Source organism: Bradyrhizobium sp. SZCCHNR1002 (genome assembly GCF_032381435.1).
Taxonomy (GTDB): Bacteria; Pseudomonadota; Alphaproteobacteria; order Rhizobiales; family Xanthobacteraceae; genus Bradyrhizobium; species Bradyrhizobium aeschynomenes.
Genome location: NZ_JAUHIS010000003.1, coordinates 95440 through 109776 on the forward strand (window position 1 = coordinate 95440; position 14337 = coordinate 109776).

A 14337-nucleotide genomic window follows, 5' to 3' on the forward strand; every position below is an offset into this window, starting at 1 on the left:
CTCTCTCCTCGTCATTCCGGGGCGGCCCGCAGGGCCGAGCCCGGAATCCATAATCACGACCCGACGTATGGATCGAAAGCATAGCCACGAGCAGCTCGCACGACAGGTCCGCCTGTGAGTATGGATTCCGGGCTCGCGCTGCGCGCGCCCCGGAATGACGGCGGTGGGTGGGGTGGCTATTCGGCCGCGACAATCGTGCCTTCAACTTCGCCGAAGCCGACACGATAGCCCTGGCCCTGACACCAGCCGCGCATGATGAGCGAGTCGCCGTCTTCCAAAAACGTGCGCTTCACGCCGCCGGCGAGCTCGACCGGCTCGGTGCCGTTCCAGCTGATCTCGAGCAGGCTGCCGCGCTGGTGCTTGTCGGGGCCGGAAATGGTGCCGCTGCCGAGGAGATCGCCGACGCTCATGGCGCAGCCGCTCGAGGCGTGGTGCATCAGCTGCTGGACGCTCGACCAGTACATGTATTTGAAGTTGGTCTGCGAGATATTTTGAGCGGCATTGCCACCTGACGCACGCAAGGCGACGTCGAGCGCGAGATCGTAGTTCTGCGCGCCCTTCTGCTGCAGGTACGGCAGCGGTGTCGGATCCTGGACCGGCCCGGCGACGCGGAACGGCTCCAGCGCCTCCCGCGTGACGACCCACGGGCTGATCGAGGTCGCGAACGCCTTGGCCTGGAACGGGCCGAGCGGGACGTATTCCCATTGCTGGATGTCGCGCGCGCTCCAATCGTTGAGCAGCACGAAGCCGAAGATCATCGCCTCCGCCTGCGCCTCGCTCAGCATCTCGCCGAGCGGCGAGGACTGGCCGATGACGACGCCCATCTCGAGCTCGAAGTCGAGCCGCTTGCACGGGCCGAAGCTGGGGACCTCGGCGCTCGGCGGCTTGAGCTGGCCACGGGGACGACGCACCCTGGTGCCGGAGACGACCACGGTCGAGGCGCGGCCGTTGTAGCCGATCGGCATGTGCAGCCAGTTCGGCTGCAAGGCGTTGTCCTTCCCGCGGAACATCACGCCGACATTGGTCGCGTGCTCCTTCGACGAATAGAAATCGGTGTAGCCGGCGACGTGGAACGGCAGGTGCAGCGTGACGTCCCGGCGCGGCAGCAGCGCCCGGCTGCGCAGCGGCTTGTCGTCGCGCAAGCGCGGATTGTCATCGCGCAGCAGCGCGCTGATCGCGGCGCGGGTCTTCGACCACACGGCAGGGCCAAGCGCCATGAAGGCGTTGAGCGAGGGCTGCGCGAACACCTCGTAGGCCGGCGAGAGATCGAGCAGGCCTTCGTCCTCGAGCACGGCGAGGTCGAGCACGAACTCGCCGATCGCGACGCCGACGCGGGGCTTCGGTGAGTCGGCGGCGGAGAATACGCCGTACGGCAAGTTCTGGATCGGGAAGTCGGACGACGGATCGACCGGGATGAAGGAGCGGAGCGAGGGGTCGTTGGGGTGTTTCACGTTGTGTTCCTGAATTCGTGCCACGCCTCCCGCTGTCATTCCGGGGCGGCCCGCAGGGCCGAGCCCGGAATCCATAGCCACAGGACGATGTGTGAGGCGAGTTGGTTGTGGCTCAGCTTTCCATCTACACGACCGATCGTGGTTATGGATTCCGGGCTCGCCGCTGTGCGGCGCCCCGGAATGACGGCGAGAGTTGCATCTACGGACGGTTCGGATCGAAGCGCTTCTCCAATCCATTCCAGCAATCGGCATAGTCCGGCTGCAATGTCCCGGACTCCGCGGCATGCTTCGTGATCCGTTGCGGGAAGCGGGTCTCGAACATGAAGGCCATCGTGCCCGTGAGCTTGACCGGCTTCAATTCGCCATTGCTGGCGTGGTCGAAGGCTTCCCGATCCGGGCCATGCGGCAGCATGCAGTTGTGCAGCGACATACCGCCCGGCACGAAGCCTTGCGGCTTGGCGTCGTAGACGCCGTAGATCAGGCCCATGAACTCCGACATGATGTTCATGTGATACCATGGCGGGCGGAAGGTGTTGTCGGCGACCATCCAACGCTCCGGGAAGATCACGAAGTCGATGTTGGCGGTGCCGGCGGTTTCCGACGGCGAGGTCAGCACGGTGAAGATCGACGGGTCGGGATGATCGAAGCCGATGGCGCCGACCGGCGAGAAGGTGCGCAAATCGTATTTGTACGGCGCGTAGTTGCCGTGCCAGGCGACGACATCGATCGGCGAGTGCTTCAGCTCGGTCTTGAACAGCGCGCCGCCCCACTTCACATAGAGCTCGGTCGGGGTGTCCTTGTCCTCGTAGGACGCCACCGGCGTCAGGAAGTCGCGGGCGTTGGCGAGGCAATTGGCGCCGATCGGACCGCGCTCAGGCAAGGTGAAGGCGCCGCCATAATTCTCGCAGAGATAGCCGCGCGCCGGCCCCGCCGGGATCTCGACCCGGAATTTCACGCCGCGCGGGATCACGACGATCTCGCCGGGCTCGGCGTCGATGCGGCCGAACTCGGTGACGAACAGCAGGCGACCCTGCTGCAGCACGAACATCAGCTCGCCGTCGGCATCGTAGAAGTGCTGGTCGACCATCGACTTGGTGATGACGTAGACATGCGTCGCCATGCCGGCCTGCGTCGCGGCATCGCCCGCCGTGGTCATGGTCTGCACGCCCTGCAGGAACGTGACCTCACCCGAGGGCATCGGGGTCGGATCCCAGCGCAGTTGCTGCACCGTGATCTCCTGCTCATGGCAGGGCGCCGTGCGCCACAGCCCCGCATCGACCTTCGCGAAACGCCCCGAGTGTTTCACCGAGGGGCGGATGCGATACAGCCAGGAGCGCTCGTTGGAGCCGCGCGGCGCGGTGAACGGCGAGCCGGACAATTGCTCGGCGTAGAGCCCGTAAGCGCAGCGCTGCGGCGAGTTGCGCCCGATCGGCAGCGCGCCGGGCAGCGCCTCCGTCTCGAACGAATTGCCGAAGCCGGACATGTAGCCCGGCGTGACCTGGCCCGAGGCGCGGTGAAGCTGGTCAGGCGATGTGTTGACGTTCATCATCCCTCTCCTTGCAGGCGAGCCCACATCTCGCGGTCGCGCTCGGCGGTCCAGATCACGGGATCGTCGATGCCGCTGGCTTCGTCATAGGCGCGCGACACGTTGAACGGCAGGCAGTGCTCGTAGATGGCGAAGCTCGAGAATTTCGGGTCCATGACCTCGCGCGTTGCCGCCATCGATTCCTTGAGGCTGCGCCCCTTGGCGACCGACATCTCAGCGGCGCCATACAGCGAGCTGACGAAGTCGCGGGTCATCGCGATCGCCTCGCGTACGGTCGCCTCGCCCTTCAGCGCGTCGCCACGGCCGGGCGCGATCGCCTTCGGATTGAAGTCGCGGATCTCGTTCAGCGTCGACGGCCATTCGCGCAAGTAAGCGTCGCCGCAATAGCAGGCGGAGTGGTACTCGATGAGATCGCCGGAGAACATCACCTCGGCGTCCGGCACCCAGGCGACGATGTCGCCCGAGGTGTGGCCGGCACCGAGCTGGATCAGCTGCACCTCGCGCTTGCCGAGATGAATCGTCATCTCGCCCTCGAAGGTGAGCGTCGGCCAGGTCAGGCCGGGAATGCTCTGCGCGTCCTGGAACAGCCGCGGGAAGCGGCCATATTCCGAATCCCAGTCCTGCTGGCCGCGCTCGACGATCAGCCGGTGCGTCTCCTGGGAGGCGACGATGCCCTGGGCGTGATAGGCCGAGGCGCCGAGCACACGCACGGCGTGGTAGTGCGACAGCACGACATATTTGATCGGCTTGTCGGTGACCGTCTTGACGCGCTCGATCACCTTGCCCGCCATCGCCGGCGTCGCCTGCGCGTCGAACACGATGCAGCCGTCGTCGCCGACGATCACGGCCGAGTTCGGATCGCCCTCCGCCGTGAACGCATAGAGATCGGGGCCGATCTCCGAGAAGGTGACCTTCTTCTCGGCCATATCGGTGGTGGATGCGAAACCTTTCGCCATCAGTTCATTCCCTCGTGTCGGCAGCTATTGCTGCTGTTGTTGCTGTTGCTGGCTGGTGTCGATCATGCGCCGCTTGGCGAGCGTGATCGCCTCGCGCAACACGGTGATGTCGCCGATATGATTGGCGAGAATCAGCACCAGCGCAGCATCGAGATCGGCGCTCTCCTTGTCCGAGAGGCCCCGATGTGCCTCGACGACCGCGCGAAAGGCGTCGTCCGGCCTGACGAAGTTGGAAGCGGTCGAGAGTGCCATGATCAGCTCCTCAGCCCAGGCCGGAGGCACGCGCGACGGCGAGCTCGATCGCGGCACGCGTCGGATGCTGAAACCGCGCCGCGACATAACCGTCGGGACGCAACAGATAGGATGTGCCCGGCTCCGCCCCATAGCGCTTGCCGGCAAGCCCTTCGCAATCAACCAACCCGTCGGCATCGCCGATCCTGATGACGCCGAGATCATCCGGGACGTCGGCTGCTTCGCCATTGGCGAACGACAGCAAGGTGAAGCGGCGGCCCTGTGCATTGAACGCGTCAGTCAGATAAAGGTGCCGACCGTCCGCGGCTCGAAGCGGCGCGTCGAGCATCGAGGTCCCCGGACGTGGCCCGGCCGACCAGGGTTCTGCATCGGCCGTCGACAGTGGGGTCTCATAGATGGACGGCACCGACAGCCGGCCGCCATTGACCATGCGCTTGCCGAACTCGGTCTCCTTGGCGAGCGACAACACCGCCTTGCGCAGCCGCGCCTCCTGCGCGCTGACCGGCGCCATGAAATCGGTGGAGCGCGTCGACTCCCGGATGTTCTCGTCGGCCGCGGCGCTGCGCTCGATGTGATAGGTCTCGAGCAGGTCGGACGGCGAGGTCCCGCGCAGCACGCGGTCAAGCTTCCAGGACAGATTTTCCGCGTCCTCGAGCCCGGAGTTGGCGCCGCGCGCGCCGAACGGCGACACCTGATGCGCGGAATCGCCAGCGAAGATCACGCGGCCATGGATGAAGCGCTCCATGCGCCGGCACTGGAACTTGTACAACGAGATCCATTCGAACTCGAACTTGTCATGACCGAGCATGCGCGCGATCCGCGGGCGCACGTTCTCCGGCTTCTTCTCGACCTGCGGATCGCAATCCGGCGTCAGCTGCAGGTCGATGCGCCAGACGTCGTCGGGCTGGCGATGCAGCAGCGCCGAGCGTCCGGCATGGAATGGCGGATCGAACCAGAACCAGCGCTCGGTCGGAAACTCCGCCGTCATCTTGACGTCGGCGATCAGGAACTGATCCTCGAACACCTTGCCGGAAAAGCCGGCGCCGACCATCTGCCGCAGCGACGAGCGCGCGCCGTCGCAGGCAATCACATATTGCGCCGACAGGAGATAGGGACCATCAGGCGTCTCAATGGTCAGAACAGCCCGGTCATTGCGCTGTTCAAGCGCAATCACCTTGTTGCGCCAGCGCAGCGATATGTCCGGCAATTGGGTGACGCGATCGACGAGATAGGCCTCCGCGTAGAACTGCTGCAGGTTGATGAAGGCCGGTCGCTTGTGCCCCGGCTCGGGCAGCAGATTGAACTGATACAGCTCGGAAGGCCCGTGAAAGATGCGGCCGACATTCCACACCACGCCCTTGTCGACCATGCGGTCGCCGACGCCGAGCCTGTCCCAATAATCCAGCGAGCGCTTGGAGAAGCAGATTGCCCGCGAGCCCTCGCCGATCCGGTCGGCGTCATCGAGCACCACGACCGCATGGCCGCGCTGCGCGAGATCGATGGCAAATGACAGGCCCACGGGACCGGCGCCCACGACGACGACCGGATGCTCGGCCGGCGCGACCTGGTTCTGGTCGCCGTGCCGATGATAGCCGAACTGAACCTTCGCCTGGCTCGCGCCCTGCCCCGGATTGGCCTGCACCATGGCTTGCTCGCCTTGTGGTTTTCTTGAATTGTCGAAGCGACCGACATTTCCTCGGGTCAGACCTCCAGCCGACTTGCCAGATAGTCTCACCTGCAACTATTCTAAAGCTGACGGCCTCGGCCGCGTCAACTCAAAAATCGGAGCGCGATCGTGGCCGATCCATCAGCAGCGACGTCCCGGCGACAGGCAAAGACCGTCGATGGCCGGAATGCCGCAGCGCGACATGACGACGAGCGGCTCGACCTGTTCAAGTTTGCGCCGTTCCGGCTGAATCGCCTCGCCGCCGAGGTCAGCGCGGCGCTCGCCAGCGAATACCGCGAGCGTTACGGGCTCGACATTCCGGAATGGCGCGTGCTGGCGACGCTGGGCTTCCGCCGCGAGGCGTGCAGCGCGCAATATGTCGCAGCGTGCACACGCACGCACAAATCGACGATCAGCCGCGCCGTGACGTCGCTGCTGGAGCGGCGACTGATCGAGCGGGTCGAGAACGCCGACGACCGCCGCGAATTCCGGCTGCGCCTCACGCGAAAGGGCAAGACGCTCTACGAGGAGCTGATCCCCCGCCTGCAGCAGCGCGAGCGCGAGATCATGGCCTGTTTGTCCGCCGACGAGCGCAAGACCTTCGACCGGCTGATCGGCAAGATCGAGGCGAGCCTCGACCTGATCCAGACCAGCGAGGAAGCCGACGCCAAACAGGCCTATTAGTTGCGAAGGTGCAGGGCGGGCAAAGCGCCGCCATAGGCGGGCGCGTGCCCGCCGTCGTGTCAACAAAGGACATAGTGCAGTCGCCCTTGCCTATCCTACGGATCAGGTCGCAGACGAACGCCGCCGCTCTTCCGGGACGTCGAGCCCTTCACTGCCCTCGCCGCGCCAGCGCAGGATCTCCATCGCCAGTACCGGATGGTTGAAGCCCTTGAGATGCAGATCGTCGATCGGCCGGGCATCGACCGACGCCTCGACCACGCCATACACCCGGCGTGAGACGATCACCTGCCCCGCCTTGGCCTCGTCGCACAGCCGCGAGGCGAGATTGGTGACGCTGCCGATCGCGGCGTATTCCAGCCGGTGCTCGAAGCCGACCTGGCCGAGCGTGGCATAGCCGAGCGCGATGCCGACGCCGAATCCCAGGCTGTGGCCGCGATTCTTCCAGCGCTCCGTCAAATGGCCGATCTCGTCACGCATCTCCAGCGCCATCTTCACCGCGCGCGTGGTGTGATCGTCGAACGGGATCGGCGCATTGAACAGGATCATCACGCCGTCGCCGGCGTAGCGGTCGAGCGTGCCCTCATATTTGAAGATCAGCTTGCCCAGCGCGGCGTGATATTCGCGCAGCACGTTCATCGCCTCTTCGGGCTCGGTCGTCTCGGTGAACGACGTGAAGCCGCGCAGATCGCAGAACACGACGGTGACCTCGCGGCGGTGGCTCTCCAGCAGCGCGTCGTGCCCGTCCGACGACGCGATGATCTGCGCCACTTGCGGAGCAAGGAAGCGCTCGAGCCGGCGGATGCGCTCGATCTCCCCGAGCTGCTTCTCGACGCGATCCTCCAGCGATCTGTTCCATTCGCGCAGCTGCTCGGTCTGCTCGGTGAGCTTGGCCGCCTGCTGCTGGACGGTGTCATGCGCCAGCGCCAGCTCGCGGCCCTTCTGATCGACCTCGGTAAACAGTCGCGCATTGCGCATCGCCAGCACCGCCTGGTGGGCAAAGGTGCGCATCAGACCGATCAGGCTCGCCGGAAACGCGCCCGCCGCGCGTCGAAGCACCACGAGCGCGCCGAGCACGCCCTGCTGATCGACCAGCGGCGTGAACAGCACGGCGTGGAAGCCGGCCGCGACGGCGACGTCGCGCAGCGGGTGATCCGGCGCGGCTGCGAGTTCGGCGATCGCGATCGGCTCGCCGCTGCGAACGGAATCGGCCAGCAGGCTCGTTTCCTCGTCGAGCATGTTGTATGCGGCGTCCGGCGCGCGCTCCACACCCTTGGCTTCGACGAGCCTGAAGCGGCGGGTCGGAGCCTCGTAGGAATAGATCAGGACAGCGTCCGCATGGGTGATCTCGAGCGCCCGCGCCGCCACCGTCGGCAGCACGGCATTGAGATCGAGCGAGGACGAGACCGCACGCCCAACCTCCTCCAGCACCTTCAGCTCGTTGATCGACTGCGCGAGATCGCGCGTACGCTCCTCGACCTTGGCTTCGAGCACCGCATAGGATTGCGCGAGCTGGCCGGCCATGCTGTTGAACTGATCGGCCAGTTCCTCAAGCTCGTCGTGCGTCTTGACGTCGATACGCTGGGCGAAGTCACCGGCGCCAAGCTTGCGCGCGCCGGCGCGCAACGCGGTTATCGGAACGAGCATGCGGCGCGCCAGCAGCGAGCCGGCGAGAATCGCAACCGCAAGGCCGAGCGCGATCAGGAGCGCGCCGCGCAACAGCTGATCGCGGATCGGCGCCAGCGCATGCGCGGTCGACTGCTCGAAGAAGACGACCCAGCCGAGCTTGGGCAGCGTCGCGACCGCCGACAGCACGGCATGCCCCTCGCTGTCGGTCCCGGCGGCCAGCGCCTGGCCGTCGGGCGCGAGCATCGCCGCCACCTGCGGCAGCTTGGCGAGGTCCTGGCCGACGGCAGGTCCCTTCGCCGAGCTCGCCAGCACCTGGCCCTTGGGGTCGACGACATAGGCGATCCCGACCTTGCCGACCTGCGCCTCGGTCATGAAGTCGTCGAGAAAGTCGAGATCGATGTCGGCCACGGTCACGCCGGCATTGAAGCCGGAATGCGCGACCGAGATCGACATCGTCGGCTGCGCGCCCTTGAAGGTCACGGCCGAGAAATGGCTGCCATGGGTGACGGTGTCGGTGAAACGCAGGTCGCGCGACAGATCATTGCCCGAGGAGAACGAGATCGAGGTGCGCGAGACCCGGAGCTGCTCGCGGCCCTGGCCGTCGAGCTGATAGAGCTGCCGCACCGCCGGCGCCTGGCTCAGCAGCTGCACGTAGTCGGCGCGGCGCAGCTCCAGCGTATTGGCGCTCGCCCGCGTCACCCAGCTGATCTGGCGCTGCAGATCCGAAACCGCCTGGTCGATGCGCCGGGCGCTCACATCGGCCTTCTCGGCCATCGCGGCGGTCAGGCTCGCCTTGGTCGACTGATAGCTGATCCAGGTTTCGGTCGCGCCGTTCACCGCCAGCACGAACACGACGAGCCCGACCAGCGACACGACATATTTGGCGAACAGGCCCTGCCGCAGCGACCAGCCTCTGTTCTCGACCCCGTTCATCCGGACCCCTCACGCGCGGCATGGCCGAGGTTGAAACCCCGGATCGGCGCGTCCGCTGCCATCCTCGCGACAGCGACACATCACAGACGGGACCGCCCGTGGGCCGAGCCGGTCCGTCACCGGGATGCGTTTAGCACAGAATGAGAGGCAGGACGGCTTCCGATGCAGCCCCTATGGTATCGATGATCGTCGCCGTCGCATCCTCCATGCAGAGGAGCGGACCGCTCGTCGCGGGACGGTTCAGTATTACCTATTGAAGATGCGCTTCAAGACGTCGTTCATCGGCTGGCTGTCCTGCATGCCATCCGGTGTATCGGACGAGCTTCCGGCAGCCGCGGCACCCGAGCCGGAGTCGGTCGGCGGCGGGCTGACTGGCGCCTGCAGCAGCGGCGCCGCGCCTTCGGTCGGATTGAGCGTCCGGCCGCGGCTTCTGACGGGCGGCTGAGTGCCCTGCTGCAATCCCTGCTGGATCAGATTGCCGATGGCGGCGCCGAGCTCGCCTCCGAGCAGACCGGACTGCCCATTTGCCGGCGCCTGCGCATTCGGGGCCGATGGCGCCGCATTGGGGACCGTGCCGCTGCCGGACGTGGAGTTGCCGATCAGGCCGCCGATGCCGCTGATCAGATTGTCGAGCCCGGCGCCGTCCTTGCCGAACAGCCCCTGCCCCATCTGCTTCAGCTTGGCATAGGCGGCGTCGGGATTGTCGAGGATGCCGGCCATGTCGGGATAGAAGCGCGGCTGGCTCCAGGGGCCGTCGATCACCACGGGAATGCCGAGGCCGACCGGATCCGAGGCGCGGCCCTGCCCTTCCGTCGTCATCACGAGCTTGGGCTCGACGCGCATCGCCAGCGCGCGATTGCCGAGATCGATCGTGCCTGCGCCGGTGACCTTCACCAGCGGTCCGACCAGGTTGAGATCGCTCGTCGCCGCCTGGCCGCGTTCGATCTGGAACGAGGCCGAAAGCTGCGTGAGATCGGTGGTGAGCTCCTTGGCATCCTGCCAGCCCGACAGCGGATTGGTCGTCAGCGAGCGGATCATCTGCGCGACGTTGATGCCGCGGATCGCGCCGTCCTGGAACAGCAGGAACGCCGAGCCGCTCAGATTGCTCATGATTGCCTGCTGGCTGGCGCCGTTCGAGCGCAGCGCCAGCTTGCCCTGCATCCGCGCGTCCAGCTTGTCGAAATCAGCGACGTTTTGCAGCAGCGGGAGGGCCCGGACGCCGACGAGATCGCAATGCATCGCGTAGGCCGGATTGCCCGTTGACGCGTCGATCACGACCTCGCCGCTGGTCTGGCCGGTGTAGAGGCCGAGATTGGTGACGGTTGCCTTCAGCACCCCGCCGGCCAGCGACGCTTCCGCGTCCAACGGGCCGAGCCGCGCGCCGGCGATGCCGATGTCCGTCGCGGACAGCTTCACGCGGGCATCGACGTAGTTCAGCCCCCGCAGGTCGATCGCTGCGGTGCTCCACCCAGCCGTGCCGCGAGATGCTGCCGGGCCCGCGATGTCGAGACGGCGCACGTCGAGGTCGACCTTCACCAGCGGCTTGCTCGCGAGGTCGACCGAGGCCCAGCCGTTGAAATCGCCGTCGCCAAGCGCGCCGCTGAGGCCGTTGATCATGACCAATGAACCATTCAGGCGGACATCGGCGCGGCCGGCGAGAACACCGCGGAACGCGCTCTCCATTCCGATCTTGAAGTCGACCGGCAGGGTCTGCCGATCGATCGGCATGGAAGGCGCCGCCGACGTGACCTCGAACGTCACCGGACGGTCGCCGGCCCGCGCCGCTCCCGCAATCCTGATCTTGTCGTCATCGCTCAGCGAGGCGGTGGCACCAATGCCCTCGATACGGTTCTCGACGCGATCCCGGGCGTTGGAGAGGATGACGGCACCGTCCCTGACCGTAACGCGCTCGACCCGGACCGAAGCTGCGGCGTCCGGCTTCGCCGCCGTACGGTTCCGCGGCGCGTTGTCGCGCAACCGTTCGCGCAGCAACGGCAGGTACAGCGTGGGTTTGTCGATGACGACCTCGCCGATATCGGCCCGGCCGGACCACAGGCTCGACAGCGCCATGTCGGCCTGCAGCTTGCCGATCGTCAGCCGATTGTTGCCGTCCCGCTCCTTCGGATCCTGCAGGGTGATGTCGGTCAGCGTGGCATGCAACGACGGCCACAGGCTGACGCGGGCGGAGCCGGCAATGCTCAAGCGGTAGCCGGTGTCGCGTTCGACGCGGTCCTGGATGGCGACCGTGAGGAAGCTCGCCGGAAGTCCAAAGGCAAGCGCCAGGGCGAGCACGACGATGACGACGCCAACCAAACCGCCTGCGATCTTGAATGCTTTCATGTCGATGTCCCAAGCGCGACGCGCGAGCGGTCTCCACCGGTTAGCATGCGGCAACGCCGACCGGGTTCAATTCGAATTTTTCTCAGAACGAGAACCGCCCCGTGAGCGACCAAACTAGGCGCAAGCCCCTGCGCCCTTATGTGACTTATGACACACTTCCGCCCGGGCGGATTCTGTAACTGAGGCGATAAACCCAATGCCGAAGGTATAGTGATGAGCAAGCAGGCCGAATTTGCGGTCATTCTCAAGATGAATCCGATGTTCGCGGACCTTGGTGCCGACGAGCTGCAGCGGATCTCGAACCTCTGCCATACCCAGCATCTCTCCTCCGGCGAGGTCTTGTTCCAGAAGGGCGATCCCGGCAATGCCCTGTTCGGGGTGCGGCGCGGCCAGATCCGAATCGAGACCGGCGCCACCGACGGCAGCCGGCTGACCCTCAACTTCATGGGGGCCGGCGATCTGTTCGGCGAGGTCGCGGTGCTCGACGGACAGGAGCGCACGGCCGACGCCACGGCCGGTGAAGCGACCGAATTGTTCGTGCTCCGGCGCGAGGATTTCCTCAGCTTCCTGGAGCGCGAGCCCAAGGTGGCGATCAGGATCATTCAACTGCTGTGCCAGCGCATCCGCTGGCAGAGCGAGCGCATGGAGGAGTCCGTCCTGCAGCCGCTGCCGGTGCGGCTGGCGCGCCGGCTGTGCGCCCTGGCGGAGGATTTCGGTTCGGAGGTGCACATCTCCCAGGAGCAGCTCGGCGTCTTTGTCGGCGCGGCGCGCGAGAGCGTCAACCGTCAGCTGCAGGCCTGGCGCAAGGACAGCATCCTGGACCTGCAACGCGGCCGCATCCTGCTGCACGACCTGACCAAGCTCAACACGATCGCCCGCAACGAATGAGGATGGAGCCCATCGCGCTCCATCTACAAGGGCGATGGTGATAGCGACGTGACGATCTGCCGGGTCATGATCGGCTGATCCTCGTCGCACCCGCGACGCGCAGCGGACGTCGGGGGCACGCGCCAATTCTGTCCGTTCCAGGCCGAGGCGATGGCGGGAACCGTCCACCGTGCATCGTTTCGTATCGGCCCCGGCCAAACATGATCGCAATTGGGCCATCGCACCTCACAATTTGCGACATGAACCCTTTTTAACAATTCTAACAAGGGGTCGATCCGCCGGCGGCGAGCTCCGTTGGGCTGCGCGCATCGGCGTGTCGGCGAGCGTTGTCGCGTCGGACCAGGTGAGTTGGAAGTGCGGTCATGAGTCTTGCGTTGCCGGCGATTGCGGTCGAGGCGAACGGTTCGGTTGCCCGCTGGCGCAGAGCGCTCAATGTCTGGATCGACGCCGTCGAGGACGGCTGGGCGGTGCCCGCGCTGATCGTGGGGTTCGTCGCGGCCTGGATGGTCTATTTCTCGATCGCCTATGTCGGCGGCGATCTCCACCAGGACGTGATCGAGACCTGGTCGCTCGGGCGCAGCTTCGCGTGGGGCTCGACCAAGCATCCGCCGCTGATGGGCTGGGCCGCGCGGGCCTGGACGCTTGTGTTTCCGCTGACGAACTGGTCCTTCAACCTGCTGGCGCTGACGAACGCGGCGGTCGGATTGTGGGCCGTCGATCTGATTACCCGGCGCTTCGCGCGTGGCGACAAGCGCCTCGTCGTGCTGCTGCTGCTGATGCTGCTGCCGATCTATCAATTCCATGCGCAGCGCTTCAACGCCAATGCCGTGCTGCTGTCGAGCTGGCCGCTGGCGACCTGGTGCTTCCTGCGCTCGTTCGAGACGCGCAAGGCAGGCTGGGCCATCGCGGCCGGGCTGGCCGCCGCGCTCGCCATGCTCGGCAAATACTACTCGATCTTCCTGATCGCCGGCTTTGCCGTGGCCGCGCTGTGCCACCACGACCGGCGCGCCTATTTCACCTCGGCGGCACCCTGGATCGCCGCGCTCTCCGGCCTCGCCGCGCTGGCGCCGCATCTGGTCTGGCTTGCCGCCACCGGTGCGCAGCCGTTCTCGCATGCGATCGCGCATCACGTCGGCAAGACCGGCGCCGCCGCGCTGCTCGAGGGCAGCGGCTTCCTGCTGGCCATGGCCGGCATCGCCGGCATCCCCGGACTGATCTGGCTCGCGATGACACGGCCGCGCTTGGGCCGGGTGCTGAACGATGCGCTCAGCCTCGGCACCGGGCTCCGGCTGCTGGCGATGATCGGTCTCGGCAGCGTGGCCTTCCCTGCCCTGATCTCGGTGATCTTCCGCACCGACATGCCGCCGCTGTGGGGCTTGCAAGGCGTCTTCCTGCTCGTGATCGTCATCGTCTGCGGCGCCAGCTATCAGGCTCCCCGCGATCTGACGGCCAACCTCGCCGCAATCGCCATCGGCATCACCGCCATCGCCGCCACCGTCGTTGCGCCGCTGCACGCGCTGTATCGGAACTACGCTCCGCTGAGCGAGGGCCGCAATTTCTATGTGCCCGCGGTCGCCGAGCTCGATCGCCTCTGGCGGACCGCGGCGAGCACCGGGCTGCCCGCGGTGGGTGGCGATGACGGGCTGGCCTTCGCCGCGGCCTTCTACGGCACCGATCATCCACGCTACGAGTTGAGCCTCGTGCATCCGCGTGAGCTGCAGCTCCCGAGCGAAGCGCTGACCGCACAGGGCTGGGCCGCGCTGTGCTACGACACCGACATCTCCTGCATCTCCGGAATGAGCGCCGTGGCGGCGCGAGCCAAGCATTCGGTGCAGGCGGGCTTCACGCTCCGCACCAACCTGTTCGGCTGGCAGGGCGCCAGCCAGGGCTTCGTCGCACTGGTCGTACCGCCGGAGACGCCGCCGTCGTCGGCGCCTTCGCAAGGTCCCTACGATCTCAGCGCACGCCGGCGTCTGCCGAGGACGACGAACTGAC

10 protein-coding genes are annotated in these 14337 nt (G+C 66.3%); 3 read left to right on the forward strand and 7 right to left on the reverse strand.

Annotated elements, in window-relative coordinates; all coding sequences use genetic code 11:
- Nucleotides 1-176 precede the first annotated feature (176 nt).
- The 5 genes from fahA to QX108_RS16770 form a co-directional block, all read right to left on the reverse strand.
- Complete coding sequence (fahA, locus tag QX108_RS16750; RefSeq protein ID WP_315780708.1) at nucleotides 177-1451, reverse strand: fumarylacetoacetase; 1275 nt, start codon at nucleotides 1449-1451, stop codon at nucleotides 177-179.
- Nucleotides 1452-1650: 199 nt separating this feature from the next.
- Nucleotides 1651-2997, reverse strand: a complete 1347-nt coding sequence (gene hmgA, locus QX108_RS16755) for a homogentisate 1,2-dioxygenase (RefSeq protein WP_315780710.1) — start codon at nucleotides 2995-2997, stop codon at nucleotides 1651-1653.
- Nucleotides 2997-3953, reverse strand: coding sequence for an MBL fold metallo-hydrolase (locus tag QX108_RS16760; RefSeq protein ID WP_315722807.1), 957 nt, complete (start codon nucleotides 3951-3953; stop codon nucleotides 2997-2999). Before QX108_RS16760 ends, hmgA begins: the two co-directional genes overlap by 1 nt.
- Before the next feature lie 24 nt (nucleotides 3954-3977).
- The gene (locus QX108_RS16765) at nucleotides 3978-4205 is read right to left on the reverse strand and encodes a DUF2783 domain-containing protein (protein ID WP_315780712.1); all 228 of its coding nucleotides are present in this window, start codon (nucleotides 4203-4205) and stop codon (nucleotides 3978-3980) included.
- Between the two features lie 10 nt (nucleotides 4206-4215).
- Nucleotides 4216-5850 (reverse strand): FAD-dependent oxidoreductase, encoded by a 1635-nt coding sequence (locus QX108_RS16770; protein WP_315780714.1) that lies wholly within the window; start codon nucleotides 5848-5850, stop codon nucleotides 4216-4218.
- A gap of 150 nt (nucleotides 5851-6000) precedes the next feature.
- Between QX108_RS16770 and QX108_RS16775 the strand changes: the two genes are divergently transcribed.
- The gene (locus tag QX108_RS16775) at nucleotides 6001-6555 is read left to right on the forward strand and encodes a MarR family winged helix-turn-helix transcriptional regulator (RefSeq protein ID WP_315780716.1); all 555 of its coding nucleotides are present in this window, start codon (nucleotides 6001-6003) and stop codon (nucleotides 6553-6555) included.
- A gap of 102 nt (nucleotides 6556-6657) precedes the next feature.
- Here QX108_RS16775 and QX108_RS16780 read toward each other — a convergent pair whose 3' ends face one another.
- Complete coding sequence (locus QX108_RS16780; RefSeq protein ID WP_315780717.1) at nucleotides 6658-9114, reverse strand: adenylate/guanylate cyclase domain-containing protein; 2457 nt, start codon at nucleotides 9112-9114, stop codon at nucleotides 6658-6660.
- 246 nt (nucleotides 9115-9360) lie between these two features.
- A complete protein-coding gene (locus QX108_RS16785) occupies nucleotides 9361-11454 on the reverse strand; it encodes an AsmA family protein (protein ID WP_315780719.1) in 2094 nt (697 codons plus the stop codon).
- A 213-nt stretch (nucleotides 11455-11667) separates the two neighbouring features.
- Between QX108_RS16785 and QX108_RS16790 the strand changes: the two genes are divergently transcribed.
- A complete protein-coding gene (locus QX108_RS16790; protein WP_315722819.1) occupies nucleotides 11668-12342 on the forward strand; it encodes a Crp/Fnr family transcriptional regulator in 675 nt (224 codons plus the stop codon).
- Between the two features lie 362 nt (nucleotides 12343-12704).
- Entirely contained in the window at nucleotides 12705-14336 is a 1632-nt protein-coding gene (locus QX108_RS16795) for a glycosyltransferase family 39 protein (protein ID WP_315780721.1), read from the forward strand.
- The last annotated feature ends 1 nt before the right edge of the window (nucleotide 14337 follow it).

Bases quoted from the DNA above. Each gene is read 5' to 3' on its own strand.
- QX108_RS16765 (WP_315780712.1), bottom strand. From the start codon at position 4,205: ATGGCACTCTCGACCGCTTCCAACTTCGTCAGGCCGGACGACGCCTTT.
- QX108_RS16780 (WP_315780717.1), bottom strand. From the start codon at position 9,114: ATGAACGGGGTCGAGAACAGAGGCTGGTCGCTGCGGCAGGGCCTGTTC.
- hmgA (WP_315780710.1), bottom strand. From the start codon at position 2,997: ATGAACGTCAACACATCGCCTGACCAGCTTCACCGCGCCTCGGGCCAG.
- QX108_RS16760 (WP_315722807.1), bottom strand. From the start codon at position 3,953: ATGGCGAAAGGTTTCGCATCCACCACCGATATGGCCGAGAAGAAGGTC.
- QX108_RS16785 (WP_315780719.1), bottom strand. From the start codon at position 11,454: ATGAAAGCATTCAAGATCGCAGGCGGTTTGGTTGGCGTCGTCATCGTC.
- QX108_RS16790 (WP_315722819.1), top strand. From the start codon at position 11,668: ATGAGCAAGCAGGCCGAATTTGCGGTCATTCTCAAGATGAATCCGATG.
- QX108_RS16795 (WP_315780721.1), top strand. From the start codon at position 12,705: ATGAGTCTTGCGTTGCCGGCGATTGCGGTCGAGGCGAACGGTTCGGTT.
- QX108_RS16770 (WP_315780714.1), bottom strand. From the start codon at position 5,850: ATGGTGCAGGCCAATCCGGGGCAGGGCGCGAGCCAGGCGAAGGTTCAG.